Origin of the sequence: Aeromicrobium sp. CF3.5 (assembly GCF_051262695.1) — a bacterium.
GTDB lineage: Bacteria > Actinomycetota > Actinomycetes > Propionibacteriales > Nocardioidaceae > Aeromicrobium.
Window position 1 is genome coordinate 95080 of record NZ_JBIMEZ010000002.1, and the last position, 14238, is coordinate 109317.

13 protein-coding genes are annotated in these 14238 nt (G+C 67.8%); 9 read left to right on the forward strand and 4 right to left on the reverse strand.

The features are described 5' to 3' along the window. Position 1 precedes the first annotated feature (1 nt). Together ACHAA3_RS04025 and ACHAA3_RS04030 are read left to right on the forward strand one after the other, a co-directional pair. Positions 2 to 847, forward strand: a complete 846-nt coding sequence (locus ACHAA3_RS04025) for a carbohydrate ABC transporter permease (RefSeq protein WP_435707659.1) — start codon at positions 2 to 4, stop codon at positions 845 to 847. Positions 848 to 851: 4 nt separating this feature from the next. Continuing rightward, positions 852 to 2015: an ABC transporter ATP-binding protein gene (locus ACHAA3_RS04030; RefSeq protein WP_435707660.1), complete on the forward strand. Its 1164-nt coding sequence runs from the start codon at positions 852 to 854 to the stop codon at positions 2013 to 2015. 88 nt (positions 2016 to 2103) lie between these two features. Here ACHAA3_RS04030 and ACHAA3_RS04035 read toward each other — a convergent pair whose 3' ends face one another. Next, positions 2104 to 2958, reverse strand: coding sequence for a hypothetical protein (locus ACHAA3_RS04035; RefSeq protein ID WP_435707661.1), 855 nt, complete (start codon positions 2956 to 2958; stop codon positions 2104 to 2106). Between the two features lie 3 nt (positions 2959 to 2961). Continuing rightward, on the reverse strand, positions 2962 to 3573 hold the full coding sequence (locus tag ACHAA3_RS04040) for a metallophosphoesterase family protein (protein WP_435707662.1): 612 nt from the start codon (positions 3571 to 3573) through the stop codon (positions 2962 to 2964). A gap of 99 nt (positions 3574 to 3672) precedes the next feature. Between ACHAA3_RS04040 and ACHAA3_RS04045 the strand changes: the two genes are divergently transcribed. Continuing rightward, on the forward strand, positions 3673 to 5553 hold the full coding sequence (locus tag ACHAA3_RS04045) for a GMC family oxidoreductase (protein WP_435707663.1): 1881 nt from the start codon (positions 3673 to 3675) through the stop codon (positions 5551 to 5553). 3 nt (positions 5554 to 5556) lie between these two features. Here ACHAA3_RS04045 and ACHAA3_RS04050 read toward each other — a convergent pair whose 3' ends face one another. Both ACHAA3_RS04050 and ACHAA3_RS04055 read right to left on the reverse strand, forming a co-directional pair. Beyond that, positions 5557 to 5898 carry a DUF4233 domain-containing protein gene (locus tag ACHAA3_RS04050; protein ID WP_435707664.1) on the reverse strand — a complete coding sequence of 114 codons (342 nt, stop codon included), beginning with the start codon at positions 5896 to 5898 and terminating at the stop codon, positions 5557 to 5559. 38 nt (positions 5899 to 5936) lie between these two features. Further along, positions 5937 to 7301, reverse strand: coding sequence for a bifunctional folylpolyglutamate synthase/dihydrofolate synthase (locus ACHAA3_RS04055; RefSeq protein ID WP_435707665.1), 1365 nt, complete (start codon positions 7299 to 7301; stop codon positions 5937 to 5939). Positions 7302 to 7530: 229 nt separating this feature from the next. Between ACHAA3_RS04055 and ACHAA3_RS04060 the strand changes: the two genes are divergently transcribed. From ACHAA3_RS04060 to ACHAA3_RS04085, 6 genes are all read left to right on the forward strand, one after another. Then, the gene (locus tag ACHAA3_RS04060; RefSeq protein ID WP_435707666.1) at positions 7531 to 8523 is read left to right on the forward strand and encodes a DUF2332 domain-containing protein; all 993 of its coding nucleotides are present in this window, start codon (positions 7531 to 7533) and stop codon (positions 8521 to 8523) included. Between the two features lie 11 nt (positions 8524 to 8534). Further along, positions 8535 to 11108 carry a valine--tRNA ligase gene (gene valS, locus ACHAA3_RS04065; protein WP_435707667.1) on the forward strand — a complete coding sequence of 858 codons (2574 nt, stop codon included), beginning with the start codon at positions 8535 to 8537 and terminating at the stop codon, positions 11106 to 11108. A 109-nt stretch (positions 11109 to 11217) separates the two neighbouring features. Continuing rightward, on the forward strand, positions 11218 to 12321 hold the full coding sequence (gene mtlA / locus ACHAA3_RS04070; RefSeq protein WP_435707668.1) for a mannitol-specific PTS transporter subunit IIC: 1104 nt from the start codon (positions 11218 to 11220) through the stop codon (positions 12319 to 12321). Beyond that, complete coding sequence (locus tag ACHAA3_RS04075; RefSeq protein WP_435707669.1) at positions 12318 to 12629, forward strand: hypothetical protein; 312 nt, start codon at positions 12318 to 12320, stop codon at positions 12627 to 12629. The genes mtlA and ACHAA3_RS04075 overlap by 4 nt, the downstream gene beginning before the upstream one ends. After that, the gene (locus ACHAA3_RS04080; RefSeq protein ID WP_435707670.1) at positions 12622 to 13065 is read left to right on the forward strand and encodes a PTS sugar transporter subunit IIA; all 444 of its coding nucleotides are present in this window, start codon (positions 12622 to 12624) and stop codon (positions 13063 to 13065) included. The genes ACHAA3_RS04075 and ACHAA3_RS04080 overlap by 8 nt, the downstream gene beginning before the upstream one ends. Then, a complete protein-coding gene (locus tag ACHAA3_RS04085) occupies positions 13065 to 14132 on the forward strand; it encodes a zinc-dependent dehydrogenase (RefSeq protein ID WP_435707671.1) in 1068 nt (355 codons plus the stop codon). Before ACHAA3_RS04080 ends, ACHAA3_RS04085 begins: the two co-directional genes overlap by 1 nt. The last annotated feature ends 106 nt before the right edge of the window (positions 14133 to 14238 follow it).

A 14238-nucleotide genomic window follows, 5' to 3' on the forward strand; every position in this document is an offset into this window, starting at 1 on the left:
GATGAATAAGCAGCTGAAGAGCAGGATCGGCACCGCCCTCGGTGTCGGCGTGATCCTGGCCTGGTGCCTGTTGCCGGTCGCGTGGATCATCTCGCTGTCGTTCAAGAGCCAGGCTGCGGTCACCAACGGCAGCCCCGGATTCTTCCCCTCCAGCGGCGGCGGCGCCGGCTGGACGAACTACGTCGACGTCCTCCAGAACAGCCAGTTCCGGCGCGCGATCATCAACTCGATCGGCATCTCGCTGACCGCGACGATCCTGTCGGTCATCTTCGCGACGCTGGCCGCGTACGCCATCGCTCGTCTGGAGTTCGCTGGCAAGAAGTTCGTGCTGACCACGGCCCTGGTGATCGCGATGTTCCCGGTGGTCTCGCTGGTGGGTCCGCTGTTCGACCTGTGGCGCACGCTCGGCATCTACGACACCTGGCCCGGCCTCATCATTCCGTACATGAGCTTTACGTTGCCGCTGGCCATCTGGACCCTCTCGGCGTTCTTCCGGGAGATCCCGTGGGAGATGGAGCAGGCCGCCCAGGTCGACGGAGCCACGTCCTGGCAGGCGTTCCGCAAGGTGATCGTGCCGCTGGCCGCACCCGGCGTGTTCACCGCCGCGATCCTGACCTTCTTCTTCGCGTGGAACGACTTCGTCTTCGGCATCTCGCTGACCTCCACCGAGAGCGCCCGTCCCATCCCCGCCGCGTTGTCGTTCTTCGTCGGCGCCGATCCGTTCAACCGGCCCGCATCGCTGCTGGCCGCGGGTGCCGTGGTCGCCACGGTCCCCATCGTCATCCTCGTCCTGTTTTTCCAGCGCAAGATCGTCGCCGGCCTCACCGCCGGCGCAGTGAAGGGTTGATCTCATGGCTGCCATCGAGATGAAGAACATCGTCAAGAAGTACGGCGACGGCTTCCCGGCCGTCAACGACGTCAGCATCGACGTCGCCGACGGGGAGTTCATGATCCTGGTCGGGCCCTCGGGCTGCGGCAAGTCCACGCTGCTGCGCATGATCGTGGGGCTCGAGGACATCACCGAGGGTGACATGGTCATCGGTGGCGAGCGGGTCAACGATCTCGCGCCGCGCGACCGCAACCTGTCGATGGTGTTCCAGAACTACGCGCTCTATCCGCACCTGAGCGTCTACGAGAACATCGCGTTTCCCCTTCGTCTGGCCAAGACGAGCGAGAAGGAGATCGACGCGAAGGTGCGGGAGGCCAGCAAGACGCTCGACCTCGACGAGCACCTTGAGCGCAAGCCCGCCAACCTGTCCGGTGGCCAGCGCCAGCGCGTCGCCATGGGTCGCGCGATCGTGCGCGAGGCGCAGGCGTTCCTCTTCGATGAGCCGCTGTCGAACCTCGACGCCAAGCTGCGCGGGCAGATGCGCACCGAGATCGCACGTCTGCAGAAGAAGCTGGGCATCACGACCGTCTACGTGACCCACGACCAGACCGAGGCCATGACGCTCGGTGACCGCGTCGCCGTCATGAAGCGCGGGAATCTGCAGCAGCTGGCCAGCCCCCGCGAGCTGTACGAGCAGCCCGTCAATCTCTTCGTGGCCGGCTTCATCGGATCGCCGCCGATGAACTTCCTGCCCGCCACGGTCGAGAACGGCCAGGTCACGCTGCCGTTCGGCACGTTCCCGCTGCCGGCAGACAAGGCCGCCAAGGCCGAGGGCAAGGGCCTGCTGATGGCCGGGATCCGCCCCGAGCACTTCGAGGACGTCTCGGTGATCGAGGAGGGCAAGGTCGACTCGGCGCGCACCTTCGACGCCCACATCGACGTGCGCGAGTGGCTCGGGGACCAGCAGTACGCCTACGTGCCGTACGAGGCCGAGGCCCAGGTCCAGGACCAGCTGCGCGAGCTCGCCCGCGAGGGCGATGGCGACTCCCTGCGCACCCAGCTCGTGGTCTCGCTCGACGCAGCCAGCACCGTCACCGCGGACGACAACGCCACCTTGTTCATCGACACCGACCGGATGCACCTGTTCGATCCGGCCAGCGGCGAGAACCTGACCGTCGGTCTGTAACCCCCCCCCCCCCCACTTTTGTAGCGTTACGCAGGTCTGGGACCGGTTCTGACCTGCTTACCGCTACAGAAGTTGGGGCCTTTTCCCGTCAACGCTTGCGGCGACCCTTGCCCTTGACCTCGTCGAGGACCTCCGCATTCCACGCGTGCTCGCGGATGAGCCGGTACCGCTCGCAGGCGACCCGCAGGTAGGCCTCAGCGGGTCGCTCGTCGTCGCCGCGAACGCCGGCCTCCTCGATCATCTCGACGACGGGCTTGAACTCCTCGGCGTACCAGCGGGCCGCCATCGTCTCCGGATCCATGTAGGCCCCCTCGGCATGCATGGCGCGAGACGCCCAGGCCTCTGCCGCCTCCGCGAGCTCGCCGTAGGCGGCGGGGCGGCTGACGGCCACGGCGGCCCGGGCCTCACCGGTGAAGGGCACGCGCTGCAGCATGATCCGCCGCCAGAACTTCAACTCGAGGTCGGCTCGACCCTCGATCCCCACGGGGGTCAAGAAGGTGTCGATCGCGGTGATCCTCGCCTCGATCAGCTTGGTGCCGAGGCTGCGGGCCACCGACACCCGGTGGTGGCCGTCGCGCACGAAGTACACGTTGCCGATCCGGTAGACATCGATGGGAGGGATGATCTCGCCGGTGCGATTGGCGCGCGCCAGACGTTCCCATCGCTGTCGACTGCGCGTCGAGGTCGGACGGAAACGACGATCGAAGTCGCGCACCTTGTCGACCGATCCGACGATGTCATCGAGCGCGATGACCTTGGTTCCGGCGTAGTGCTCGCCACGTCGGCCGAGCGCTTCGACCACGTCGTCGAACGACATCGACTGCACCACGTCATCGGTGGCGCCACGCAGCCGCGCCGCGAGGCTCGAGAGCACCTGGTGACGTCTGGCCCGCATGAAGTCGCTCTCGGCGTCGACGCGGGGCGATCCTGAGTTGCTGACCATGAGTCAGGCCTTCCGTCGGGGTTCGATCTCGAGCAGCGACCACGGGATGACGTTGCGGATGGTTGTCGCGCCGAGGGCGCGGTCGGGCTTGTGCATGCCGTGCGGGTGGAGGTGGCCGTGCAGGTGCCACGTGGGGCAGAGCCGTTCGATCACGGCGTGCAATGCCGCGATGCCCCGGTGGCTCGGGTCGGTGTCGTCGCCGAGCCCCAGCGGAGGCGTGTGGGTCACCAGCACGTCGAGCGGCTCGCCAGCGGACTCCACGGCCGAGCAGAGGGCAGCGGCACGCGCCTCGTACTCCTCCTGGGTGTACTGGTGATCGCCGCCGTTGTACCGCACGCAGCCACCGAGACCTGCGAGGCGAAGCCCCGCGACCTCGACCACCGCACCATCGAGACTGCGCATGCCGGGCGGAGCCGTCATCTCGCCGGCCCCGCTGGGCGGTTCGTGGTTTCCCGGCACGAACAGCGCGGGAGCACCGGTCACCGAGACGACGTGCTCCAAGTGGTCCCATGGCAGATCGCCGGCCGAGACGACGAGGTCCGGGATCAGGGACCGCAGCCGGGCGTCGGACAGCAACGGATCCACTTCGTCGGCGATGGCCAGCATCCGCACCATGGCCCGACGGTACTCGGTGCCTCGACCCCTACCGCACAACCGCCGGACAGTGATAGACATCACACACGCCAGTACGCATTGCCGACGGAGGTCTCTTCCATGACCCAGCCAGACACCACGGGTTCCAGCGCACAGTTCGACGTGATCGTCGTGGGAGGTGGATCGGCCGGCGCCGTCATCGCGACACGACTGAGCGAGGACCCCACGGTGCAGGTGGCACTGATCGAGGCCGGCGGCCCCCCTCCCCCGCACGAGGCGATGCCCGCCGCGGTGGCGTCCCTGCAGCTCGACCCCGAGGTCGACTGGATGTTCACCGGCGACCCGGGCGGTGCCGGCGAGGGCCTCGCCGATGGCCGCATGATGGTGCCACGCGGCAAGATGTTGGGCGGCTCCTCGGGCCTCAACTACATGGCCTACGTGCGCGGGCACCCGGGCGACTTCGACAGCTGGTCGGCTGACGGTGCCAAGGGGTGGGCCTACGACGACGTCCTGCCCTACTTCATCAAGAGCGAGGGGCTGGCCGACCCGAACGGAGCCGGCTCACCCGACGGCGACGAGGTCGTCATCGACGAGGAGGTTCACGGCACCGACGGACCGCTCGGGGTGTCGGTGCGCGCACCGCGCACCGTGGCCGCCCAGCAGTTCGTGCAGGCCGCCGAGGCAGTCGGCATCCCCCGCGGCGACTACAACGGCCGCGATCGTGGCGGTGCCGTGGGTGTCTCGTCGCTGTTCCAGACCTCGACCCGCGACGGCAAGCGGTCCTCGACCTTTCACGCATTCCTCGAGCCGAATCTCGACCGCAGCAACCTGACGATCATCACCCACGCGCAGGTCGAGCGGATCCTGCTGGAGTCCGGCGGTGCCGATCCGCGCGCCACCGGCGTGCAGTACCGCGACGCCGACGGCGCCTCCCACACGGTGATGGCCGACGGCGAGGTGATCGTCAGCGCCGGTGCCATCGGGTCGCCGCACCTGCTGCTCGTCTCGGGCATCGGTCCTGCCGACGAGCTGGCCGCGCTCGACATCGACAGCGTCGTGGACAACCCGCACGTCGGCAAGCACCTCAAGGACCACCTGCACGTCCCGCTGGCGTTCCCGGCGCCCGGCGTGGCCCTGACCATGACCGAGATCGCCATCGGCCTTGGCCCCGACGCCCTGCGCGAGCCTGCGGGCCCGTTACCGGCCGACCCGGCCGACGACGTGAACCTTCCGCCCGAGCTGGCCGCACTGAAGGCCGAGGCCGAGCGTCAGGTCACCGAGTGGGCCACCACCGGCAAGGGACTGGCGTCCTCGTCGTTCTACGACGCCGTGGCCTTCTTCTCCACCGGCCTGGGTGACGAGCACACCCACGACGCACAGATCGGCGTCCTGGCCTGCGGGTACACCCCCGACATCTGGCAGCACGTGTTCCGCATCGACCCGGCCACCTACTTCCCGGACCCGGCCAGCGCGTTGTCGCCTGACGCACAGACCATCGTGATCCTGCCCAACCCGGTTCAGCCGCACTCCGAGGGTGAGATCACCCTGACCAGCGCCGACATCGCCGATGCGCCGAACATCAGCCTCAACTACTACGGCGATCCGCACGACATGTCGGTCATGCTGGCGGTGATCCGCCGCGCCCTCGACATTGCCAGGCACTGGCCCGGCGACGGCATCGGCGCCCTCATGGTGCCGCCGGCGCTGGCCGCGAAGCACGGGCACGAGGTGGGGGCCGAGCCCAGCGACGAGCTGCTGCAGGACCTGGCCCGGCACTACTCGATGACCGTCTACCACGAGACGTCGACGTGCCGCATGGGCAGCGTCGTGGACGCGGAGCTCAAGGTGATGGGGGTGGCCAACCTGCGCGTCGCCGACGCCAGCGTCATGCCCACGGTGGTCAGCGGCAACACCAACGCGGCCAGCATCATGATCGGCGAGAAGGCCGCCGAGATGATCGCCCAGGAGCACCAGTGGTCCCTGGTGCACATGGTCGGTTGACGCTCAGTCCTCCTCGGCCTCGCGGGCCCACCGGGCCTTGTCGGCCTCGATGCGGCGGCCGAGGAGGAAGGCGCTGATCCACAGCAGCGCGAACAACGCCCCGACGAAGAACATCGGCGTGCTCAGAAAGCCCAGCCCGATCGTGGCGACCTGGGTGGCATGGCCGATCCAGTACGCCCAGGGGCGGCGCAGCATGCCGGCCGTGAGCACGCAGAGCAGCGCGAGACCCAGACCGAGCGGCAGAGCCAGCGACGGCTCGACGTCCTCGACCGAGATCAGCACGGGCACGGCCAGGCCCACGATGATGGCCTGCAGCGTCAGCATCGCCGCGCACATGCCTCTCATGCCCAGCCCCTCACGACTGGCCCCTCATGACTGACCCCTCATCGCTGATCGTCGTCCCGCTCGGGGCCGCCGAAGAGCAGGCGCGCCTCGCCGACGGTGATGACAGAACCGGTGACCAGCACTCCCCCGCCGCCGACCTCGTCACTGAAGCCGTCAGCTCCATCGGTCATCACGACCGCCCGCTCCAACGCGTCGTCGAGGCGCGGCGCGATGGTGACGCGCTCCTCGCCGAACAGGTCGATGGCGATGTCGCCGAGCTCGGCGGCCGACATCGATCGCGCGGAGCTGCTCTGGGTGATCACGACGTGGGCGAGCACAGGTTCCAGAACCCGCAGGATCGCGTCGGCGTCCTTGTCGGCCATGATGCCGACGACACCGATCAGCGGGCTGAGGTCGAAGGCGTCCTGCACCGTGTCGATCGCGACCTGCGCTCCGGCCGGGTTGTGGGCGGCGTCGAGCAGCACCGTGGGGCTGCGGCGCACGATCTCGAGGCGGCCCGGTGACGTCACCTGGGCGAAGGCATCCCGCACCAGATCGGGGTCGAGCTCACGGCCGTCGGTGAAGGCCTCGACCGCCGCCAGCGCGTAGGCCGCGTTGTGCGCCTGGTGCGCGCCGTGCAGCGGCAGGAAGATGTCGTCGTAGCGGCGCGAGCCCATCTGCAGGTCGATCTGCTGACCGCCGACGGCATTGACCCGCGAGGCGAGCCCGAAGTCCACACCCTCGCGCAGCGGCTTGGCGCCCACCTCGAGCACCCGGCGCATCAGGACGTCAAGCACCTCGGGCTCCTGCTCGGCGATCACCACGGAGGCGCCAGCCTTGATGATGCCGGCCTTCTCGATCGCGATGACCTCGGGCCGGTCGCCGAGGTACCGCGCGTGGTCGACCGAGATCGGCGTGATCACCGCGACCTCGCCGTCGACGACGTTGGTCGCGTCCCAGGACCCGCCCATGCCCACCTCGACGACAGCGACGTCGACCGGGGTGTCGGCGAACGCGGCGTACGCCATGGCGACCATCGTCTCGAAGTACGACATCGGTGGTCCGCCGGCGCTCATGGACTGCTCGTCGACCATCTGCGCGAAGGGCGCGATGTCCGCGAAGGCCTCGACGAACAGCTCCTCGGTGAGGGGCAGACCGTCGACCGTGATCCGCTCGGTCATCGACTCCAGGTGTGGGCTGGTGAAGCGCCCGACCCGCAGGTCGAGGGCCCGCAGCAGCGTGTCGATCATGCGACTGGTCGACGTCTTGCCGTTGGTGCCGGTCAGGTGCACGGCGGCGAACGACGCCTGCGGATCGCCCAGCAGATCACAGATCGCACGAATGCGATCCAGCGACGGTTCGACCCGGTTCTCGGGCCAGCGACCGAGCAGCGCCTGCTCGACCTCGGTGTAGGTGGGATTCATTGCTCCCATTGTCGCAGCAGGCCATCGGTCGCGTCTGCGTCGCATCGATCGCCGCAAGGAACCCCGCCATGCCTGAGGCCCCGCTGGTCACATGATTCCCAGGAGAACCCCGAAAGCTGGCACGTCACCCTGGTTGCGACAAGGGAGAGGCGTCAACTTTCGGGGTTCTCCTGGGAAACTTCCACCTCGCTCGCCCGGGGATGGGGCGAGACGATGACATGCTGACTTCGTGGATCTGTGGAGCAATCTGACGCACCAGTACCGCGCCTTCGCGCTCCAGGCCACGGACTCGCCCTGCTTCTCGGCCTGGTCAGCAGCAGTCGCGCGGGATCTGGAGGTCCTCGACTGGTTGGCCACGCTGCCGCGGATCAAGCAGCAGCCCAATCTCGTGTTCGCGGCGGCACGCTGGCACGGTGTCGAGGCGCCCGGACCCTACGACGGCTTCCGTGCGGCCGTCCTCGGAGACGTTGGCGACGCGATCCGCCACACCATCTTCGATCGCTCGACACAGACCAACGAGGTCGGTCGTCTCGCTACCCTGGTTCCCGCGATGGGCCTGCTGCAGCCCGATGCATCCTCGCCGGCCCTGTCCCTGATCGAGATCGGCGCCAGTGCAGGCCTGTGCCTGTACCCAGATCGCTACCGCTATCGATGGTCGACCGATCAGGGCGACGTGGTCCTCGGCCGGGGTCCCGAGATCTCCTGTCAGGTGCGCGGGCCGGCTCCCCTTCCGACGCAGCCCGTGCGCATCGCGCGACGCGCTGGACTCGACCTCAATCCGCTCGACGTGACTGACGACGAAGCAATGCGATGGCTCGAGAACTTGATCTGGCCCGAGCACGACGATCGTCGATCGCGTCTGCGCACAGCGATCGAGATCGCACGCCACGATCCACCTCGGCTTACCACCGGTGACCTGCTGCGCGGGCTGCCGGACCTGATCGCCGAAGCAGGCCGCCACGGTCCGGTCGTGGTGTTCCACAGTGCCGTCATCGCCTACCTCGACGGCGCCGAACGCACCTCGTTCGACCACCTCATCAGGGACCTGGTTGCCGACGACGCATGCCACTGGATCAGCAACGAGTCGATGGACGTGTTGCCCTCGGTCACCTCGACCGGTCCTCGTCCCGCACAGGAGACGTTCGTCCTCGGAATCGATGGTCGGGCCGCTGCCTGGACGCACGGGCACGGCAGGTCGATGCACTGGCTGGAGCGCCCGTAGACTCACTCCTCGTGAACCGCGTCCCCGAAAAGCCCGTCCTCGAAGGCCTCGAAGCCACCTGGTCCGCCCGCTGGGCCGAGCAGGGCACCTACGCCTTTGACCGCTCCAAGACCCGTGACGAGGTCTTCTCGATCGACACCCCTCCCCCCACGGTCTCGGGATCGCTGCACGTGGGGCACGTGTTCAGCTACACCCACACCGACCTGATCGCCCGCTACCAGCGGATGAGCGGCAAGGAGGTGTTCTACCCGATGGGCTGGGACGACAACGGCCTGCCGACCGAGCGCCGGGTGCAGAACTACTACGGCGTCCGGTGCGATCCGTCGCTGCCGTACGAGGCCGACTACACGCCGCCAGCCGAGCCCGACGCGAAGAAGCAGGTGCCGATCAGCCGGCGCAACTTCATCGAGCTGTGCAACCAGCTGGTCGAGACCGACGAGCAGGTCTTCGAGGAGCTGTGGCGCACGCTCGGCCTCAGCGTGGACTGGACGCAGACCTACACGACGATCGGCGACGACGCCCGGGCCACCAGCCAGCGGGCGTTCTTGCGCAACCTCGCTCGCGGCGAGGCGTACCAGCAGGACGCCCCGACCCTGTGGGACGTCACCTTCCAGACCGCCGTCGCGCAGGCCGAGCTCGAGGCCCGCGAGTACCCCGGCGCCTACCACCGGGTGGCCTACCACCTGCCTGACGGCTCGAAGGTGCACGTCGAGACCACGCGGCCCGAGCTCACCGCGGCGGCCGTCGCGCTGATCGCGCACCCCGACGACGAGCGTTACAGCCACCTGTTCGGCACCACCGTCACCTCGCCGATCTTCGGCGTCGAGATTCCCGTCATCGCGCACACGCTGGCCGATCCCGAGAAGGGATCGGGCATCGTGCACTGCTGCACCTTCGGCGACCTGACCGACGTGCAGTGGTGGCGCGAGTTCGCGCTGCCGAACCGCACCGTGATCGGTCGCGACGGCCGAATCCTGCCCGACGTCCCGGCCTGGATCACCACCGATGCGGGTGTCGCCCTGTACTCCGACCTCGTCGGCAAGACCATCTTCACGGCGCGCGAGCTGACCGTGGCTGCACTGTCCGAGTCCGGTGACCTCGACGGCGAGCCGAAGCCCACCCAGCGCATGGCGAACTTCTTCGAGAAGGGCGACAAGCCGCTCGAGATCGTCTCGACGCGCCAGTGGTACCTGACCAACGGCGGCCGCAACGCCGACCTCCGCACCCAGCTGATCGCTCGCGGGGGCGAGATCGAGTGGGTGCCCGCCTACATGCAGTCGCGCCTGACCAACTGGATCGACGGCCTCAACGGCGACTGGTTGGTCTCGCGCCAACGGTTCTTCGGCGTCGCCTTCCCGATCTGGTACCGCCTCGACGCGGCCGGCGAACCCGTCTACGACGACCCGATCCTGCCCGCCGAGGCAGACCTGCCCATCGACCCGGCCGCCGAGGCACCCGCCGGTTTCACCGAGGATCAGCGCGGTCAGGCGAACGGCTTCATGGCCGACCCCGACGTGCTCGACACCTGGGCCACGTCGTCGCTGACCCCGCAGATCGCCTGCGGTTGGGAGCGCGACGCCGACCTGTTCGAGCGCACCTTCCCGATGGACCTGCGCCCCCAGGCCCACGACATCATCCGCACCTGGCTGTTCTCGACCGTCGTGCGCGCCGATCTCGAGCACGGCGTGGCGCCGTGGAAGCACACCTCGATCTCGGGCTTCGTCGTGGACCCGGACCGCAAGAAGATGAGCAAGTCCAAGGGCAATGTGGTCGTGCCCGACGAGATCCTCGCCAGCTACGGCGCCGACGCGGTGCGCTGGCGTGCTGCCGGAGCCCGCCCGGGCACGGACTCTCCGTTCGACGAGGCCCAGATGAAGGTCGGCCGTCGTCTGGCGATGAAGGTGCTGAACGCCAGCAAGTTCGTGCTGGCCGCCGAGGACCAGTACGGGCTCGGCGCAGGCGTCGACGACCTCGACCCGGCACGCGTCACGATGGCTCTCGACCAGTCGATGCTGCAACGGCTTCGCAGAGTGGTCGCCGAGGCGACGCGACACTTCGAGTCCTTCGACTACGCGTCGGCCCTGGAGGTCACCGAGAAGAACTTCTGGGACTTCTGCGATGACTACCTCGAGCTGGTCAAGGAGCGAGCCCGCCGCGACGACGAGGGTGGCTCCTCGGCCCGCAGCGCCTTCGCGATCGCCCTGTCGGTGCAGCTGCGCCTGCTGGCGCCGTTCCTGCCGTACGTGACCGAGGAGGTCTGGTCGTGGTGGCAGAGCGGCTCGATCCACCGGTCGGCGTGGCCCACCCTCGACGACATCGCGACGACCCCGGCCGATCCGGCCCTGCTTCCCACCGCCGCCACGGTGCTGGCCGGCATCCGCGGCGCCAAGTCGACCGCCAAGGTCGGCCAGAAGACCCAGGCCACCCGGGTGCAGGTCACCGCGGCACAGGAGTCGCTGGACCTGCTGGCCCTCGCCCTCGATGACGTCCGCGCCGCCGGACGAGTCACTGGCCCGGTCGAAACCACCACGGGTGGCCCTGAAATCCTCGTCGAGGCCACGTTGGACTTGCCGAACTCCGACTAAATCTCACAAGAACTCACAATGTTCTTGACAAAACCACACAATCGGGCATTTGATGTTCTCGTGACGCAGATCACTACGCGGTAGTCCCGCGGCATCCCGAGGAGAGCACATGTCCAACTACACGCCCATGGCAGCGGGCACCGGCGTTCGCGCCAACATCCAGAGGTTCGGTGCCCATCTCGCCGGCATGGTCATGCCGAACATCGGTGCCTTCATCGCCTGGGGCTTGATCACGGCACTGTTCATCCCCACCGGGTGGTTGCCGAACGAAGGCCTCGCCGCACTCGTCGATCCCATGATCCTCTTCCTCCTCCCGCTGCTGATCGGTTTCACCGGCGGCAAGATGCTGCACGGTCACCGCGGCGGCGTCGTCGGGGCCGTGGCCACGATGGGCGTCATCGTCGGCACCGAGGTGCCGATGTTCCTCGGCGCCATGATCATGGGCCCGCTCGGCGGCTACCTGATCAAGAAGTGGGACGAGCGGATCGAGGGCAAGATCAAGCCCGGCTTCGAGATGCTGGTGGACAACTTCTCCTCCGGCATCATCGGCGGCGCGCTCGCGATCGTCGGCCTGAAGGGCGCCGGCCCCGTCGTGCAGTGGATGACCGATCGCCTGGGCGAGGGCGTCGACGCTCTGGTCGAGCGCAACCTTCTGCCGCTGGCCTCGGTGGTCATCGAGCCGGCCAAGATCCTGTTCCTCAACAACGCGATCAACCAGGGCATCTTGACCCCGCTCGGCGCGATCGACGCGAAGGAGACCGGTCAGTCGATCCTGTTCATGCTCGAGTCCAACCCCGGACCCGGCCTGGGCATCCTGCTGGCCTACATGTTCTTCGGACCGCGCCTGCTGCGCCAGAGCGCCCCGGCTGCGATCATCATCCAGTTCCTCGGTGGCATCCACGAGATCTACTTCCCGTACATTCTGATGAAGCCGAAGCTGATCCTGGCCGTCATCGCCGGTGGCGCCGCGGGCGTCGCGACCTTCCAGCTCACCGGTGCAGGACTCGTGGCGTCTCCATCTCCGGGCAGCATCTTCGCCTACATCATCCAGACGCCCAAGGGCTTCGGCAACTACGCCGGCATGATCGCCGGCGTCGTGATCTCCACCCTGGTCTCCTTCTCCGTCGCTTCCGCGCTCATGGGATTCGGTCGCAACGCCGAGGGTGATGAAGAAGCCATCGAGGAAGACATGCAGGAAGCAGGCACCGCATGAACACCATCGACGCCTCCGCGATCAGGAAGCTCGTCGTGGCCTGCGACGCCGGCATGGGCAGCAGCGTGATGCTCGCCAGCACCCTGAAGGGACAGCTCAAGAAGTCCGGAGTCACGGTCGAGCACACCCCCGTGGTCTCGATCCCGGACGACGCGGACGTGGTGATCTGCCACCAGGGCCTGGCCGATCGGGCCAGGGCCACCGCCCCGGGCACGCCGATCGTGCCGTTCCAGATCTTTCTGGGTGATCCGGCCGTCACCGCGCTGGTCAAGAAGATCCTGATGGGTTCGGGACAAATCAGTGGCTGATCTGCTGAGCCGCGAGGCCGTCGTGATTGACGCAACGGCCTCGACGGCCGAACAAGCGATCCGCCTGACCGGCCAGGTCCTGGTCGACGTCGGTGCTGTCGAGGCGTCCTACGTCGAGGCCATGCTCGCCCGCGAGCAGTCGGTGTCCACCTACATGGGCGAGGGCTTCGCCATCCCCCACGGGACCGTCGAGAGCAAGGGCTCCGTCCAGCGGGACGCGCTCTCGTTCGTGCGCTTCCCCGAGGGCGTCGACTGGAACGGCAACGACGTGCGTATCGCGATCGGCATCGCGGCTGCGGGCGACAACCACGTCGGCATCCTGTCGAAGCTGGCCAGCATCCTGGTCGACCCCGAGAGCGCCCGGCAACTACGAGAAGTAGCCGACGCCGACACGGTGCTCGCGCTGCTCCAACCCGACGAAGGAGAATCCGACTGATGAAGGTGGCACGCTTCTACGCCCCCGGCGACCTGCGCTACGAGGACGCCGACGAACCAACGCCCGGTCCCGACGAGGTCAAGATCAAGGTGCACGCCTGCTCCACGTGCGGCACCGACGTCAAGATCTTCGGCGCGGGCCATCAGAATCTGCACCCCCTCCCGCGCGTGATCGGTCACGAGATCGCCGGCGAGGTCGTCGAGGTCGGGTCCGCGGTCAACGCGACTTACGGGTCTTCGTGGGCACCGGGCGACCGGGTGCAGGTCATCGCCGCCGTTCCCTGTGGGGACTGCGACGAGTGCACCCGCGGCCGGATGTCGGTGTGCCCGAATCAAGTGTCGATGGGCTACCAGTTCGACGGTGGCTTCGCCGAGAACATGATCGTGCCGCGGGAGGTGCTCAAGGTCGACGGCCTGAACCAGATCCCCGAGGGCCTCTCCTACGCCGAGGCGTCGGTGGCCGAGCCGTTCGCATGTGCTATCAATGCGCAGAATCTCGCCCGCGTCGGCGAGGGCGATGACGTCGTCGTGGTCGGATCAGGCCCCATCGGATGCCTGCACGTTCGCCTAGCGCGGGCCAACGGCGCCAGGCGCATCACGCTGATCGAGCTCAACCGCGGCCGACTGGACCAGGCAGCCGATCTGGTTAAGCCCGACGAGACGATCTGCGCCGGCGAGGTCGACGTCGTCGAGGCCGTCATGAAGCTGACCGGCGGACGCGGAGCCGACGTCGCCATCACAGCGACCGCTGCCGGCATCGCCCAGGAACAGGCGGTGCAGTACGCCGCCCGGCAGGGCCGCATCAGCTTCTTCGGCGGACTGCCCAAGGACAGGCCCACCATCAGCCTGGACTCCAACCTGGTGCACTACCGCGAGCTCAGCATCGTGGGCGCCAACGGCTCGAGCCCTGCAAACAACAAGGACGCGCTCCAGCGCATCGCCTCCGGTGCAGTGCCGGTCGGCGACCTCATCACCCATCGGTTGCCGTTGAGTGATGTGCTGAAGGCCATCGACATCGTCAAGAGCGGCGCAGGCATCAAGGTGACCATCGAGCCACACGCCTCCTGACAGACACGTCGACACCACGGACCACGAACCACGAACCACGAACCACGAACCACGAAGGGCGCCTACCGCAAAGGAGGCGCCCTTCGTGCTGTGCAGCCAGTGGCGC

Excerpts from the sequence above, each read along its gene's own strand:
- ACHAA3_RS04025 (WP_435707659.1), top strand. The coding sequence starts at position 2 with ATGAATAAGCAGCTGAAGAGCAGGATCGGCACCGCCCTCGGTGTCGGC.
- ACHAA3_RS04030 (WP_435707660.1), top strand. The coding sequence starts at position 852 with ATGGCTGCCATCGAGATGAAGAACATCGTCAAGAAGTACGGCGACGGC.
- ACHAA3_RS04035 (WP_435707661.1), bottom strand. The coding sequence starts at position 2,958 with ATGGTCAGCAACTCAGGATCGCCCCGCGTCGACGCCGAGAGCGACTTC.
- ACHAA3_RS04040 (WP_435707662.1), bottom strand. The coding sequence starts at position 3,573 with ATGGTGCGGATGCTGGCCATCGCCGACGAAGTGGATCCGTTGCTGTCC.
- ACHAA3_RS04045 (WP_435707663.1), top strand. The coding sequence starts at position 3,673 with ATGACCCAGCCAGACACCACGGGTTCCAGCGCACAGTTCGACGTGATC.
- ACHAA3_RS04050 (WP_435707664.1), bottom strand. The coding sequence starts at position 5,898 with ATGAGAGGCATGTGCGCGGCGATGCTGACGCTGCAGGCCATCATCGTG.
- ACHAA3_RS04055 (WP_435707665.1), bottom strand. The coding sequence starts at position 7,301 with ATGAATCCCACCTACACCGAGGTCGAGCAGGCGCTGCTCGGTCGCTGG.
- mtlA (WP_435707668.1), top strand. The coding sequence starts at position 11,218 with ATGTCCAACTACACGCCCATGGCAGCGGGCACCGGCGTTCGCGCCAAC.
- ACHAA3_RS04075 (WP_435707669.1), top strand. The coding sequence starts at position 12,318 with ATGAACACCATCGACGCCTCCGCGATCAGGAAGCTCGTCGTGGCCTGC.
- ACHAA3_RS04085 (WP_435707671.1), top strand. The coding sequence starts at position 13,065 with ATGAAGGTGGCACGCTTCTACGCCCCCGGCGACCTGCGCTACGAGGAC.